Origin of the sequence: Agarivorans sp. Alg241-V36 (genome assembly GCF_900537085.1) — a bacterium.
Classification (GTDB): Bacteria; Pseudomonadota; Gammaproteobacteria; order Enterobacterales; family Celerinatantimonadaceae; genus Agarivorans.
In genome coordinates, this window is the sequence record NZ_UNRE01000001.1 from 346,030 (window position 1) to 360,433 (window position 14,404).

The 14,404-nt window shown below is 45.5% G+C and carries 12 protein-coding genes; 4 read left to right on the top strand and 8 right to left on the bottom strand.

Annotation, left to right across the window (positions count from 1 at the left end; all coding sequences use genetic code 11):
• The first annotated feature begins 316 nt into the window (after window positions 1-316).
• Window positions 317-2,986, top strand: coding sequence for a nitrate reductase (locus tag G6R11_RS01660; RefSeq protein ID WP_163130868.1), 2,670 nt, complete (start codon window positions 317-319; stop codon window positions 2,984-2,986).
• Window positions 2,987-3,074: 88 nt separating this feature from the next.
• Window positions 3,075-4,319, top strand: a complete 1,245-nt coding sequence (locus tag G6R11_RS01665; protein ID WP_163130870.1) for an EAL domain-containing protein — start codon at window positions 3,075-3,077, stop codon at window positions 4,317-4,319.
• Between the two features lie 27 nt (window positions 4,320-4,346).
• On the opposite strand, the gene glgC is transcribed toward G6R11_RS01665, so the two are convergent.
• The 6 genes from glgC to G6R11_RS01695 all read right to left on the bottom strand — a co-directional run bounded on the left by glgC (window position 4,347) and on the right by G6R11_RS01695 (window position 10,137).
• Window positions 4,347-5,600, bottom strand: a complete 1,254-nt coding sequence (gene glgC / locus G6R11_RS01670; RefSeq protein ID WP_163130873.1) for a glucose-1-phosphate adenylyltransferase — start codon at window positions 5,598-5,600, stop codon at window positions 4,347-4,349.
• Between the two features lie 322 nt (window positions 5,601-5,922).
• Window positions 5,923-6,648: an ABC transporter substrate-binding protein gene (locus tag G6R11_RS01675; protein ID WP_163130875.1), complete on the bottom strand. Its 726-nt coding sequence runs from the start codon at window positions 6,646-6,648 to the stop codon at window positions 5,923-5,925.
• Between the two features lie 106 nt (window positions 6,649-6,754).
• Window positions 6,755-7,297, bottom strand: coding sequence for an acyl-CoA thioesterase (locus G6R11_RS01680; RefSeq protein ID WP_163130877.1), 543 nt, complete (start codon window positions 7,295-7,297; stop codon window positions 6,755-6,757).
• Between the two features lie 112 nt (window positions 7,298-7,409).
• Window positions 7,410-7,976 (bottom strand): NapC/NirT family cytochrome c, encoded by a 567-nt coding sequence (locus tag G6R11_RS01685; RefSeq protein ID WP_163130879.1) that lies wholly within the window; start codon window positions 7,974-7,976, stop codon window positions 7,410-7,412.
• Between the two features lie 49 nt (window positions 7,977-8,025).
• The gene (locus G6R11_RS01690; protein ID WP_163130881.1) at window positions 8,026-9,492 is read right to left on the bottom strand and encodes a multiheme c-type cytochrome; all 1,467 of its coding nucleotides are present in this window, start codon (window positions 9,490-9,492) and stop codon (window positions 8,026-8,028) included.
• 114 nt (window positions 9,493-9,606) lie between these two features.
• Window positions 9,607-10,137 (bottom strand): NUDIX domain-containing protein, encoded by a 531-nt coding sequence (locus G6R11_RS01695; RefSeq protein ID WP_163130883.1) that lies wholly within the window; start codon window positions 10,135-10,137, stop codon window positions 9,607-9,609.
• Between the two features lie 309 nt (window positions 10,138-10,446).
• Between G6R11_RS01695 and G6R11_RS01700 the strand changes: the two genes are divergently transcribed.
• On the top strand, window positions 10,447-11,562 hold the full coding sequence (locus G6R11_RS01700) for a phosphoserine transaminase (protein ID WP_163130885.1): 1,116 nt from the start codon (window positions 10,447-10,449) through the stop codon (window positions 11,560-11,562).
• A gap of 81 nt (window positions 11,563-11,643) precedes the next feature.
• A complete protein-coding gene (locus tag G6R11_RS01705) occupies window positions 11,644-12,822 on the top strand; it encodes a 3-phosphoglycerate dehydrogenase family protein (RefSeq protein ID WP_163130888.1) in 1,179 nt (392 codons plus the stop codon).
• Here G6R11_RS01705 and G6R11_RS01710 read toward each other — a convergent pair.
• Both G6R11_RS01710 and G6R11_RS01715 read right to left on the bottom strand, forming a co-directional pair.
• A complete protein-coding gene (locus G6R11_RS01710) occupies window positions 12,819-13,490 on the bottom strand; it encodes a trimeric intracellular cation channel family protein (RefSeq protein WP_163130890.1) in 672 nt (223 codons plus the stop codon). The two genes, G6R11_RS01705 and G6R11_RS01710, sit on opposite strands and share 4 nt — an antisense overlap.
• Window positions 13,491-13,578: 88 nt before the next feature.
• Window positions 13,579-14,283 carry a LuxR family transcriptional regulator gene (locus tag G6R11_RS01715; protein ID WP_163130892.1) on the bottom strand — a complete coding sequence of 235 codons (705 nt, stop codon included), beginning with the start codon at window positions 14,281-14,283 and terminating at the stop codon, window positions 13,579-13,581.
• Window positions 14,284-14,404: the final 121 nt, after the last annotated feature.

Here is a 14,404-nt window from a genome sequence, read left to right on the forward strand (position 1 = left end):
ACTATGGCCTTTGTTTTAACCGCCATCTGATTCGACGTTTGGCATCGCTTGGTTTGAGAAATGATGCTTAAACAACTCGAGAATAGCTGCTCATGGTTATTTCAATAAAGCCCAATATCGGGATATGGTGCACCACTGTTGTGCGCCATTTGGCTTCAGCTCTCAAAATTCGGCTTTTTCTGCCAATATATCGATTTTTTATACTCCTTAAGTAATAGGTTTTTGCAGGATTTTATTGGTTCGCCTTTTGCTTTGTATCTAAGCATAAATGCGGGCAGTAAAAGCCCTGCAAAGAATAAGGTGAGGAGTTTACGTGGTGTCTCAACAACAATGGATTAAGACCACCTGCCCATATTGTGGAACGGGCTGTGGCGTTGAAGCAAAAGTAGCAAGCGATGGAGCGGTAGAAGTTCGCGGTGATGCAAGCCACCCGGCCAACCGTGGCTTATTATGTTCTAAAGGCTCTGCGCTGGGTGAAACGGTGATTAAACAAGGCCGTTTAGAGCATGCCTATATTAAAGGCCATCAAGAATCTTTAGATAAAGCATTAAGTTATGTAGCCTCTCGCTTCAGCCAAACCATTGCTGAACATGGCCCTGAATCGGTAGCTTTTTACGTTTCGGGGCAGCTATTGACCGAAGATTACTACGTAGCTAATAAGCTAATTAAGGGCTTTATTGGTTGCTCTAACATCGATTCAAATTCCCGTTTATGTATGTCTTCTGCGGTTGCAGGCCATAAACGTGCCTTTGGTGAAGATATTGTGCCGGGGAGTTATGAAGATTTAGAGCATGCTCAGCTAGTCACCTTAGTGGGTTCAAACTTGGCCTGGTGTCACCCTATTGTTTATCAGCGCTTAAAGCGCGCTAAGCAAGCTAATCCCAATCTTAAAGTTGTGGTGATTGACCCTCGTAGAACCGATAGCTGTGATATTGCAGATTTACACCTGCCACTAAACGGCGGTACCGATGTAGCGCTGTTTAATGGTTTATTAGCCTATCTAAGCGAGCATGGAAAACTAGATGCCGATTACATTGCCAAGTTTACCGAGGGCTTTGAGGCTGCAGTGACAAGCGCTGTGGAAGACGCCGGTGATTTAGCTGCCCTAGCTAAAACTTGTGGCTTAGAGCCCGAAGCGCTACTTCGTTTCTTCCAGTTGTTTGCTAATAACGAGCGTTGTGTGACGGTGTTCAGCCAGGGCGTAAATCAAAGCAGTCAGGGTGTGGATAAAGTTAATGCCATTATTAACAATCACTTAGCCACGGGTAAGTTGGGTAAACTTGGTGCTAGTGCATTTTCTATTACCGGTCAGCCTAATGCGATGGGCGGACGTGAAGTGGGCGCTTTATCTAACCTATTAGCTGGTCACTTAGATTATAAACCGGAGCATTTAGATGCCTTAGCTGGCTTTTGGAATACGACTAACTTGAGCCAAAAGCCTGGTCATAAAGCCGTTGATTTATTTGATAAAGTTGCCAAAGGCGAGATCAAAGCTATTTGGATTATGGGCACTAACCCTGCGGTAAGTTTGCCGGAGTCTTCAAAAATACGCGAAGCACTGTTGTCTTGCCCAATGGTGGTGGTGTCGGATTGTATTGCCGAAACAGATACCACCCGTTATGCCGATGTATTGTTACCTGCCGCTGGCTGGGGAGAGCGTGATGGTACAGTGACTAACTCCGAGCGAATGTTATCTCGCCAGCGCGCCTTTGTAGAGGCGCAGGGTGATACTAAACCTGATTGGTATTTGTTAAGCCAAGTGGCGCAAAAAATGGGTTTTGCTGAGGCATTTTCTTATACCAGCTCGGCCGATATCTTTAGTGAGCATGCGGCTTTATCTGGCCTATTGGCAGAAAGCGGTGAACGCTTATTTAACATTAGTGAGTTGTCGGGTAAAGATCAGCAAGCCTTTGATGCGATTGAGCCACAGCGCTGGCCTGTCACTAAACAAGGTGTCGACAATCGTAGTTTGTTCAGTGATGGTCGTTTCTCTACCGCCTCTGGTAAGGCACAGCTTATTGCCGTGACTAATCAAGCAACTCAGCAAACAATTAACGACGCCTTTCCTTTGGTGTTAAACACTGGCCGCATGCGAGATCAGTGGCACACCATGACACGCACCGGTTTAGCCGCGCAGTTAAGTAGCCATAGCTCAGAGCCTTTGCTGGAAGTGAATCCACAAGATGCAGCTAACCAAGGCTTGTGTGATAACAGCATTGTGAGCTTATCCAGTAAAGTGGGTCAGCTAAAAGTACGTATTCAAGTGAGTGAAGGGCAAAAAGCCGGTCACGTATTTATGCCTATTCACTGGACCGAACAGTATTCCAGTGATGGTTTAGTGAGCCAAGTGGTTGATAGCTCGGTAGACCCACTTTCTGGCCAGCCAGAATCAAAATATACGCCGGTTAAACTGGCGGTTTGGGAGTATGCCAGCGAAGCGGTATTGCTTACAGCCAAGCCTTTAAGCAAAGCTCAATGCCAAGCCTTACCTGCTGATTATTGGGTGAAACAAGGTTTGGCCGATGGCTTTTTATACCGCTTGGCAGATGGCTCTAGCCCTGTTGAACTCGCCGCCAAATTAAAGGGCTTTTTGCTGTCGCAAACCAAGCTGCAAAGCTTAGACTTTGCCGACCCTATCAAACAGAACTTCCGCAGCGCTTTGGTGATTGAGGGGGAACTCTTCTCTAGCTTTAGCGTGGCGGCTAAGGGCGAGCTTAATGCAAGCTCTTGGTTGGAGTCTTTGTTGCAGCAACCTATGTCTGACAACATTCGACGTGGCGTTTTAGCTGGCACCAGCCCAGCGCCTGATCTCGGTAAAATAGTCTGCTCTTGTCATCAGGTTCGTGAACAAACCATTAGCGATGTGATTAGCGAGCATGCTTGTGAGAGCGCCGAGCAAGTGGGTACACATTGTAAAGCGGGAACCAACTGTGGATCTTGTGTACCTGAGATCAAACGAATGATTAAAACTGTAACCATAGAGTAATTGAGGTTTTTGTGGCGTAGTTTGTGCATTCAGCTAGTGATTAATTTTGAGCTATGCACTGGTGGTATTGATATGGACAACAAATGCTTTGACTAAGAACCCTTCAAAAGTGGTGAGCTTAAATCAAGCTTTATTGGCAGCTAAGCGGGCACAACTCAACCCGCTTAGCTACTTTCCACATTATCAACCAATTGTTTACTTGCCTACCGGTGAAATCGCTGGCTACGAAGCCTTAGCGCGCCGCAATAACCAAGTGGGCGAGGCGACTAGCGCTGGGGAATTGTTTGCCAACCATCAGTATTCGTTAAGCAATCGTCGCCAAGTGGATCGTTACGTTAGGCAGCAGGCTTTAGAGCAGTTTGCTCAGTCTCAGCAAGAAGGCTTTCTTACCCTAAACATCGTGCCTGATTGGGTCGATATGTTAGCTGGCGACATTTGCACTCCCACCATTTCGATGATTGAAAAAATTGGCATAGACCCTAGCAGGGTAGTGATGGAAATTACTGAAGCCAGCGGCAATATCGATAATTTGCAGCGGGTGGTGAAAGAGTACCACCAGGCTGGTTTAAAAGTGGCCATTGATGACTTTGGCGCTGGCGCTTCGCAAATAGACCGCATTATCGCACTTGAGCCCGACATCATTAAATTGGATATGCGTTTGTTTAAAGATGCCACTAAAGGAGGCTTGTCTGCCGATGTGGTGTTGTCTATTTCTGAGTTGGTACAGCGTGCAGGCTGTGAACTGATTTGTGAAGGTGTGGAAACCGAGCAGGAGTTTCACTTTGGCGTTGAGTGTGGTGCGCGTTATATGCAGGGCTGGTTGTTTTATAAAGCCGAGAAGTCCTTTTTGCCCGCTCAATCTAGTCAAGCCAAAGTTAAAACCTTGCTAGCGAGTTATTTAAAGCGCAAGAGTCAGCGTTCTTTGGCAACGGTAAAACATAATGTTTCGGTAAAGACCACCGTGCTGGCACTTAAGCATCAATTGCAAAACGGTGGTAACGCCTTAAGCCTAGAGCAGCAGTTAGAGGGGGTTGGCATACTGCGGTACTTTTTGTGCCGTACTGATGGCACTCAGGTTTCACCTAATTTTGAAGTGACTGGCTTAGGCATAGAAGAAGACGATAACTTCGTGGGTTTTAACTGGAGCTTTAGGCCTTACTTTCACGCCTTAATTGCCTTGGATTCGGTAAAGCCACAACAGTTGATCTTGTCGAAAATTTATCGCGATTCCAGCAGCAAAGAAATGTGTAAAACCTTTAGTACCTACTTAACTAAAGACTTGGTGTTACTAGTGGATTGTAAGGTAGCAGACGATACCTTGTTAGTTGAATAAAGGGCTAGCAGGCTAGCCCTTCTCGATTTAACTTAGCATTTCACAAGAGACCAAGATAACCCCGCCTGCAGATACGGTAAAGCGACGCTTATCTTCTGTTTCATCGTAGCCAATCACGGTGCCATCGGGCACTACGCAATCTTCGGCAATAATTGCTTTACGGATCTTACAGTTTTTACCAATACTGCAACCATTAAGCGCTATTACTTGCTCAAGCTCGGTGTGCTCTTCTACGCGCACATCTAAAGACAACAATGAGCGATTCACTTTAGCTCCCGATACAATGGTACCTGCTGAAAGTAATGAGTCGGTAGCATAGCCTCTACGCTCGTCTTCATTAAAAACAAATTTAGCCCCAGGGCGCTGCTTTTGGTCGGTGATTATTGGCCAATCGCGGTCATATAAATCAAGTTCTGGATTGGGGTCAACTAGGTCCATATTGGCGGCAAAGTACTCGTCAATGTCACCCACATCGCGCCAGTAAGCGGTACGCCCTGGGTGGCCTTTATCGGCAAATACATAGCCATAAACCTTACGGTTTTTGAGCATGTTAGGAATAACGTTGTGGCCAAAGTCGTGGGAGTAACCCGGTTTTAATAAACCCTTACGCAGCTCGTCATCTAATACATCCATGTTGAAGATATATATGCCCATAGAGACTAGCGCTTTTTCAGGGTTGTTTGGGTCAGATTTTGGGTGGTCGGGTTTTTCTTCAAAATCTACGATTCGCCCTTCATCATCCAAACCCATTACGCCAAAAGAGGACGCTTGAGACAGCGGCTTACGAATACAGGCCACGGTAACGTCTGCATCGTTCTCTGCATGGAAGTTGATCATGCGAGAGTAGTCCATCTTGTAAATGTGGTCGCCACCTAGAATGAGTACGCGGTCATAATGTTCATGGTCGATGATGTCTAGATTTTGGTATACCGCATCGGCGGTGCCACGGTACCAGTTTTCACCGGTTCGCTGCTGGGCAGGAATAATTGAGACTCGCTCGTTTAAGGCAGGGTTAAGAATTTGCCAGCCTGACTGGAGGTGCATGATTAAGTCATGTGCCATGTACTGCGTGAGTACCCCAATATTACGCACCCCTGAATTGATACAGTTTGATAGGGTGAAATCAATAATTCTATATTTGCCTCCAAAAGAAACAGCTGGCTTGGCAACCTTGTTGGTTAACTCTTTTAAACGAGTGCCTTTTCCTCCAGCAAGTACCAAAGCAACAGAACGTCTCACTAAGCGGTTACTGGAAGTGTGGGAATAGCGGTTTTCGGACATATCGAAAATTTCCTCGTGGGCGTAATAGAAATCCTATGATAGCGTTTTCATACTGAATGTAACTGTCATTTATGACAGTTTTAGCTTAAATTTTTTATTCGCTAAGCAAAAAAAAGATGATTTTTCTAAAAAGTGATCTCAAACAGCGAATAAACCTTAATTAGCTAGGTCTTGCTACTATTTTAAAGCTGCTTAATTAATGGGCTGTTAAATTTTTGTTATGGCTATAAAGACCAATTTTTATTGTAAAGCTTGTAAAAAATGACGGCTCCAACTCATTTGTCATACAAAGCTGTTATTTTCACTGGTTTAGCCAGTTGATTCATTCTGAACGTTTTGCATTTTTATCGCTTACTTGCTTTAGCCCAGCGTTAAATTGGTCACGAATTTGTGGGTCATGAAAACCCAATAGTCGTGGTGATTCTGGAAAAATGGAGTGGGTGGTAACCGGTGCAGTTGGTCGTTGCTTATCAATAAGCTTTTGATTTAAGTAGTGGAAGATTCGCTTGTCTAAAACGATAACATCAACTTGGCCGCGGTATAGGCGCTCTAACTGGGCACTTTGGTTGGCGACTTCGGTATAGAATTTAGCTTGCTCAGTTGCTGTGGAAAATTGCTCGCCTAGGTACTTTTTGGCATTTTGAAAAGCCATTAAACGAAACTTAGTTAAGTCATCGATGGATTGGATGCTTAGCTGACGAGCAGACAGGCTAATAGCGACGTTTTGATAGAAGATTACAGGTTCTGATAGATAAGCATGTGAGCCGTTGTTAGGAGCATTTACAATGGCGTCTACGGCGTTTTGCTGCAACATCCGTTCTGCGCGCAAATTGGAGGTAAAGATAACCTGCTTAACTTGATAACCAGCATTGCTAAAGGCCTGCTTAATAATATCCAGCTGAATACCTGACTGTTGTTCTTTGATGATATAAGGAGGGATGGACTTGCTGGTGGCCAAGGTAATAGTTTGGGCTTGGCTAAAGCCCATGTAGCTAAAATAGAAAGCTATAAAAGCGATAATCCAATTAGGCTTTGTGTGTTTGTTCATTGGTATACCAAGTCGCCGTTCTATATAAATTATGGCAGATAGAACGACTTTTGCTTACTCATGAGCAGGGATTTTGCCGCTTGGAGTTTCCGACGAAGCTGGCCAGCTAGCTTAGCACCGGAGATTCTTGTTTTTTGGTCGACAGTAGTTGTTTCCAGTGGGCAACTCGCATCGGTAGCTCTGGCGAAGGTTGGTTGTGGTCCACTAAAGACAGCAGCTCACTCATTGGCACCGGCTTTTTACCTTTAAGAAAAACCCCTCTCACTAAAATAGTGGCGTACAAGGTATTGTTGCCAATAAAGCGGTGTTCAAAATACCAGTATTTTTCATCCCAACCTAATAGCTTACTGTGCAGCTCTACCTTTGCCATAGGTTTAATTGGGCGAATGTAGGTGACTGACTGCGCATTAACAACACCTAACCAACGTTTCTCTAAAGCTACCGAGCCGAGCTTGGTTTTTAGCATCATGTCGATGCGCCCTAAATCACCAAAACTAAAGTATCGCGAGTTGGTGAGGTGCATATTGGCGTCACAGTCAAAAGGCAGGGCACGCAAGGAAATAACAAAATCGTCAGTGGGATCGCGTTCTGTTTTTGCGCTAAACCAATGGCGGATAAACATGCTTAATAGGCGGAAATAGTGATTCATAATTTACTTGGTTGTTTTTACAAGTTTTTAACATGGGAGGTCGGAGGAGTAAAGTGAGAAAAATAAAAGTCTTCAAAGTAATGCCTTTGAAGACTTAAGGGAAGAAGCAAGCTTACTCGATAACGATGCGTTTGTGGGTTAGACCCTGGTGGCAGTCTACGCAGGTTTCACCGCGTGCCGCTATTTGTTGGTGATTTAAACGCGCGCGCTGCGGTTGTTTGCTTAAATCAAAGTTGTCACCTTGGTGGCAATGTCGGCAGTTGGCGGAGTCATTAGCCTTCATATCTCGCCAAACGGTTTCAGCAAGGGCTGGCCGGTGCTGTTCGAAATTCTCCTTGGTTATGGTGCCTACCATCATGTGATAAATGTCGGCGGTGGCGGCAATTTTAACCTGTAGCATTTCAAAATATGGATGTGGCACATGGCAGTCGGCACAGGTGGCGGCGATGTTGCTACCGTCTCCGTAGTGGCTGGATGCTTTGTACTCTTGCACTATGGTGTCCATTTTTAGGTGGCAACTAAAACAAAACTCGTTGGTACTCGATAGTACCAAGCTGCCTTGCACTGTCGCTAAGCCTAACACCAATACAAACACACCAATTGGTATTCCAATAATGAGCGGCTTTTTAAGCCAAGCCCATAGCTTTTGCCACCGAGTTTTCTGCTGGTTATTTGTCATATCAGCATCCTCTTTTAAAAGAGGGGAGCATGACTGCTCCCATCGGTGGCTATTTGCTTTCGCTTAAGTAACGGGCTTTAAAGGCCGCTTGTGCTTCTTTCCTGGCTTTTTTCACTTCTTCCGGTTCGTTGCCGCTAAACCATGCGTGCTCAGGGCGGTCTAAAATTTCTGCCAGAATAGCCCGAGCTTTTTCTGCTCCTTCGGTATTGCCATTATGTTCGGCTTTTTCTACTACTTCTAAGAACTGCGGAACTAACTCGATGTAGAAGCGTTCTGCCACCTCATACATGCCGTGCCATTGCACGTAGTCTGGCGCTTGCATGGCGGCGCCGTGGCGAGCTCGGCGACCCTCGTGGTGCCATAGGTAGAACCAGGTCCATTCAATTTCTTCATCAAAGGCGGTTTCGGTGAGCATTTTTTCACTCTTCAACACATCCATTAGCTCTTTACCTGGACGGGCGAATTTGTCGTTGTACAACACAACCAGTGAATCAAACTGCTGGTAGAAACTGTCGATCATTGACTTAGTATGGCAAGACTCACAAACGTTCATCATGTCGGCGCGACGCGCTTCCCACGACTTAACTTCTTTGCCCTGAGCCTTCGCTTTGGCATCTATTTTTTCAGAAATCGCAGGGCGCAGAGTCCATGAGATCCGGTTGCCCACATCGTGAGTAACGGGTAGTTCGCGAGTGGCCGACATGTGGCAAGTAGCACAAGTTGGCGCTGCATCGTAATCTTCACCAACAATCCATTTGGCCGAGTCGAGGTTCATCCGGTCAACGTTGGCGTAGAAGTTAATGCCGTGTTTAGATTCTTCGTAAATCTCTTTTTGAGGATGATCTGGCCCCAAGTGACATTTACCACAGGCCTCTGGTCTACGAGCTTGCACCATAGAAAACTCATGGCGTTGGTGACAGGCAGTACACGCACCTACTGAGCCGTCGGGATTGATTCGTCCAATACCAGTGTTTGGCCAAGTAGTTGGGTCCAAATCCCCGTTCTCCAGCACTTTTACTTCTGAACCGTGACACTGCCAACAGCCATTAACCGCAGCAGGAGACTGACCATTAAAGGTGAGCGCACCTTCAACCACTTCAGCTAGGAAATTATCCAGCGAACCGATAATTTGACCAGCTTTTGCATGGTGACTTTTAGCGAATTCATCCACTTCTTGAGTATGGCAATTGGCACAATCGGCAGGCGAAACAATCACTGAAATAGTGTGCCCTTCGTGAGTGATAGCATCTTTATCTTCGGGGTTTGCTTGGTGACACTCGTAACAGCCTACGTTGGCTCCGTAGTGCTTAGAACGCCCCCATTGAGCATAAAGAGATGGGTTTTTATCTTTATGACAGCCTGCGCATTCAGCGCTTTCTTGGCTGAGTTGTTTGAAGGGTTTTAACACCAAGGCTTTTGGCTCCGCGCTACTCGAAAATGACAGTATCAAACACAAAGCTGCTGCCATGGTGAGTATTGCGGTAATAACACTAGAACGACGGGGATGGTTATCCATATTCGTACCCTCTGTTTGCTTCCTGCTAGAAGTTCTTGTTGTTCGCTTTTTGAGCAAATTAACCATAGTATAAATATGGTTAAGAGAGGACGATCTAAATCAATTTTATGTGAGTTATTTGTAAAGAGTGTTTTGGTTTTGTTGAGATAATTGCATAAGCCCTTGTTTTACAGACTTAAAAGCAACTCGCTCAAAAGGGATGTTTTTTAGACTATGCCATTGCCAAGCGGCAACGTCGTCTCTCGCTTGTAGGGATACTCTGTTGTTTAAATGATAAACAAAGAAGCTGTCGCAGGTGTGGTAAAGCACTTGATTGTAGGAGTATTGATTGGCAAACGAGCCAAAATAACGAAAGTTTTCGGCGGCAAGTTCAAGCCCAAGTTCTTCATTTAGCTCGCGTTGTAAGCCTTGCTCTAGGCTTTCCCCATATTCGATGAATCCACCCGGTAAGTCCCAATAGCCTTTTTGCGGATTAATGGCGCGCTCTACCAGTAATAGTTCATCCTCAAAAATCAGTAGGGCACCGGCGGTAGAAGCCATATTGTGAAAGTAGCTAAATTGGCATTGCTCACAAGCCCATTGCTTAACATCAACTTGTTTGAATTTGCTACTGGCACACTGAGGGCAATATCTAAGGCTTGGCAAGCTATGTTCGCTTTTTAAGGGTGAGGCTTAGTTAAATACTACCCAGCTTTAAGGCTTAAATGAAGTCAAAGCTTAGAGGCTTGGAGTTATATGGTGGATTAGTGCAACCATTTAGTTTTAAGCGTTATAGCTAACTGCATATACTCCGCAATTATCTTGCGTACTAGATGATTTTCCTTTGTTTGTATTAAAGTTTTCATCAGCGTTTAAAATTGGTGTCAGGTCATTTTATGGTCTAGCGCTCTCGCATATACTGCTTTTAGTTATTATTCAATTGCCTATTTAGGCAGCTACTTACAAGGATCGTTAATGAAACCGCAGTTAAAACCCAATTGCCCAAACTTTTCATCTGGGCCTTGTGCAAAACGTCCGGGTTATGCCCTTAGCCAGCTGAACACTGATGCGCTGGGGCGCTCTCACCGCAGCAAAATAGGTAAAGCTCAACTTGGCGAAGCGATTCAACTTACCGAGCAATTATTAGAACTACCAGAAGGTTACAGAGTGGGCATTGTACCGGGCTCTGACACTGGCGCGATGGAAATGGTGATGTGGTCGCTATTAGGCCCTAAGCCATTGGATATTTTTAGCTGGGAGTCTTTTGGTAAAGGGTGGTTCACCGATGTGAGCAAGCAACTAAAGCTCGAGCAGGTTAACCATTACAGCAGCGATTACGGCCACTTGCCAGACATGAGCCAAGCTAACCCAGATAACGATTGCATCTTTACTTGGAATGGCACTACCTCTGGTGTCGCGGTGCCAAATGGCGACTGGATTAGCTCGCAACGCAGCGGTTTAACTATTTGTGACGCTACGTCTGCAGTATTTGCCATGCCTATGCCATGGGAAAAACTTGATGTAGTGACTTACAGCTGGCAAAAAGCCCTAGGCGGCGAAGGCGCTCACGGCGTTATTATTCTTAGCCCGCGCGCAGTAGCTCGTTTAGAAAGTCATCAACCTAGCTGGCCAATGCCTAAAGTATTTCGATTAACCCAAGGAGGGAAACTCATTGAAGGTATATTCAAAGGCGAAACGATTAACACGCCGTCGATGTTATGTGTGGCGGACTATGTCGACGCCCTCAAATGGGTTCAATCGCTGGGAGGAGTCTCGGCAAGCATCAGCAAATCCCAGCAAAACCTCGAAGTCATAAAGCAATTTGTTGCCGATAATGCGTGGATTAGCTTTTTGGCTCAGCAGCCAGAAACCCTATCAAACACCAGTGTTTGTTTAACTCTGGATGCCTCGGCCGATCAGGTTAAAACCATTATTGGCCTATTAGACCAAGAGCAAGTGGCTTTTGACATTGGCGCATATCGAGATGCACCGGCAGGCTTACGCATTTGGTGTGGCGCTACTGTTGAGCAAGAAGATTTAGCGCGTTTTATGCCTTGGCTAGCGTGGGCCTACAAGCAGGTGTGTTTATAAATTTGAGCTGATTTTAATATTCTATTTTCGTGCTGCAGTTTGTCACGAAAACACCGTAATTGTTGTTTAGGGAGAAACTGTATGCCGAATATTCGGACTATTAATAACATTCATCAGCAAGGTTTGGCGTGTTTTAATTCGCGCTACCAAGTGGCTGAGGGACAAGCTGCGCCAGATGCGATTATGCTGCGCAGCGCCAATTTACATGACTACGATTTTCCAAGTGAAGTCAAAGCCTTAGCCCGTTGTGGTGCAGGGGTAAACAATATCCCAATTCAGCGTTGCTCTGAGCAGGGCATTGTTGTGTTTAATACGCCAGGCGCTAATGCCAATGCGGTAAAAGAGTTGGTATTGGGTGGCATGCTGTTAAGCGCGCGTAATATTGCAGCTGGTTTAAGCTTTATTGAAGGCTTAAGTGAAGACTTAGACGCTAAGGCACTGCAGCTTAAAGTTGAAGCCGAGAAAAAGGGTTTTGTGGGCTCTGAGCTTACCGGTAAAACGCTAGGCGTAATTGGTTTAGGTGCAATTGGCGCAGAAGTCGCACACGCAGCACTTAGTTTAGGCATGAAAGTGGTGGGTTTTGACCCAGCATTAAGTGTACAAGCCGCTTGGCGTTTATCTTCTGAAGTGGAGTGCGCCGATGAGCTAAAAGACTTATTAGCGGCCAGTGATTATGTGACCATTCACGTGCCAGCCAATAAACACACCTTAGGCCTCATCAATAGCGACAATTTATCCTCTATCAAACAAGGGGCTGTGCTTTTAAACTTTGCCCGTGGCAGTATTGTTGATGAAGATGCATTGCTCACGGCTTTAGCTAAGCAACAGTTGTCCCAGTATGTGAGCGACTTTCCCAGCCTTGCTTTGCTTAAGCATCCTCAAGTCCTTAGTTTGCCACACCTTGGTGCTAGCACGAACGAAGCCGAGCAAAACTGCGCGGTAATGGCGGCGCGCCAGCTAATAGATTTTCTAGAAAATGGCAATATTCATAATTCAGTGAACTTTCCCAATATTAAGCTAAGCAGGACTGAGGGCTTTCGTATTGCCTTCGCTAACGATAACGTGCCTAAGGTGTTAAGCAATGTGCTCGCGCTGCTCTCCGACATGGATATTAACGTTATCGATATGCTCAATAAAAGCCGTAACGATATTGCTTATACCCTTATGGATATCGCCACGCCAGCGACTAAAGAGTTACTAGATGCTATTGCCAATGTAGAGCATGTATTCCATGTAAACGCGATTGGTGAACACCTTTAAGGTTTATGTTGTTGTTTACGAATTTCCCGGTTTTGTAGCTTGCTAAGTGTGAAGCTGGGAAATCTTAAATCGAGCTCTATGGCTAGCACCCGCAATAGAAATGCTGCACCACTGGATAACAATATATTGTAGACCTCGTTTATGCCAAAGTGGCCCAGCACTACGTAAGATAAACTCCCAACAAGACAGGCGGTTACGTAGATTTCGGGCTCAAAAATAACCAACTTAACTTGTAGCATTAAATCACGAATTGCCGAGCCTAAGGTTGAGCTAATTACCCCCATTAAAATCGCAATCAGCGGTGCAACCTCATAGCTCAACGCTTTACTGGTGCCTAGTACTGCAAACAAAGCGATGCCTGCTGCATCCATCCACAATAAGATTCGGTCAATTTTGATCACCCAGTGGGCAAAGAAATAAGTCATCACCGAGGCGACAATACAAACACTGAGGTAGTTGGGATCGGCTATCCAGAAAATTTGATCGGTTCTTAGCAGTAAGTCGCGGATAGTTCCGCCACCTATGCCGGTGACAATACCAACAAATACAAAGGCTAAGATGTCTAACTCGCGCTTAGCTGCGGCCAGCGCACCTGTTAGCGCAAATACAAATACTGCAATTAAGCCGATTTGGTAAAGAGTGGAGTGAAAGTTTAAATCAAGAGTCATGCTAGTTAGGGCTGGTGAAAGACAGCTAGATTATAGTGCAAAGCAGCGGTGATACTTTGATTTCTAACCTTTGAGGCGTTTATTACGCTTAGATTAAGCCCATTAATGCCGCTTTTACGGTGGCCGCGGTTTTATTGACTACATCGAGCTTGCGCATGGCCTGGCTGATATGAAAATTCACCGTGCGTGCTGTGATATTAAGTATGGTAGCAATCTCTTCAGCTGTTTTCCCGTCTGCGGTCCATTTCAGCATTTCTAGCTCGCGCACGCTAAGATCTGGCATCTCGAGTTTTTCTTCGGTAATGCGTGATGCAAGGCCGTGGTGAGTGACTTGAGTTAACCACAGCAACTGATAACGGTAGCGCACTAACTCAGCTGGCGTCAGCATCTCTGAGGAGCGCGCTAAAGTTAACATGCCGACCGTGCCATTAGCTTGGCGAGATGATTGCGCCCAGCCGTATTCAAGGCCAAATGCACGGGCATCCTCCATTAACTCTGGAGTTTGGGAGAACACTTGGTCACTCCACACAATAGGCAGTTGAGACGTCATCCCATGATGGACGGTTGGGTCAACCTTTAAGTAGTTTTTCTCTTGGTAAGTATTCTGCCAAATAGTGGGATAGTTATTGAGCATCTCGGTGCGAGGAGCAGACAAGGGATATGGAACTCGCAAGCCATAAGCACAAAAGTCGAATCCTAAAGCGTTGGTGATTTTAGATAATTCTTGGAAAAAGGCCTCACTAGAGCCTTGAGTTTCCAACAAACAGAACTGTTCTTCTAACCAAGCTTCCATGAGGGCTTTATCTTCTCCTAGATATGCAATAACTGCGCATAATCATTTTTCTCGTAGAATTACCAGTATAACGCAACTGTTAATGTTGACAATTGAAGCTTTGGCTTCAGAATGCTTTCAT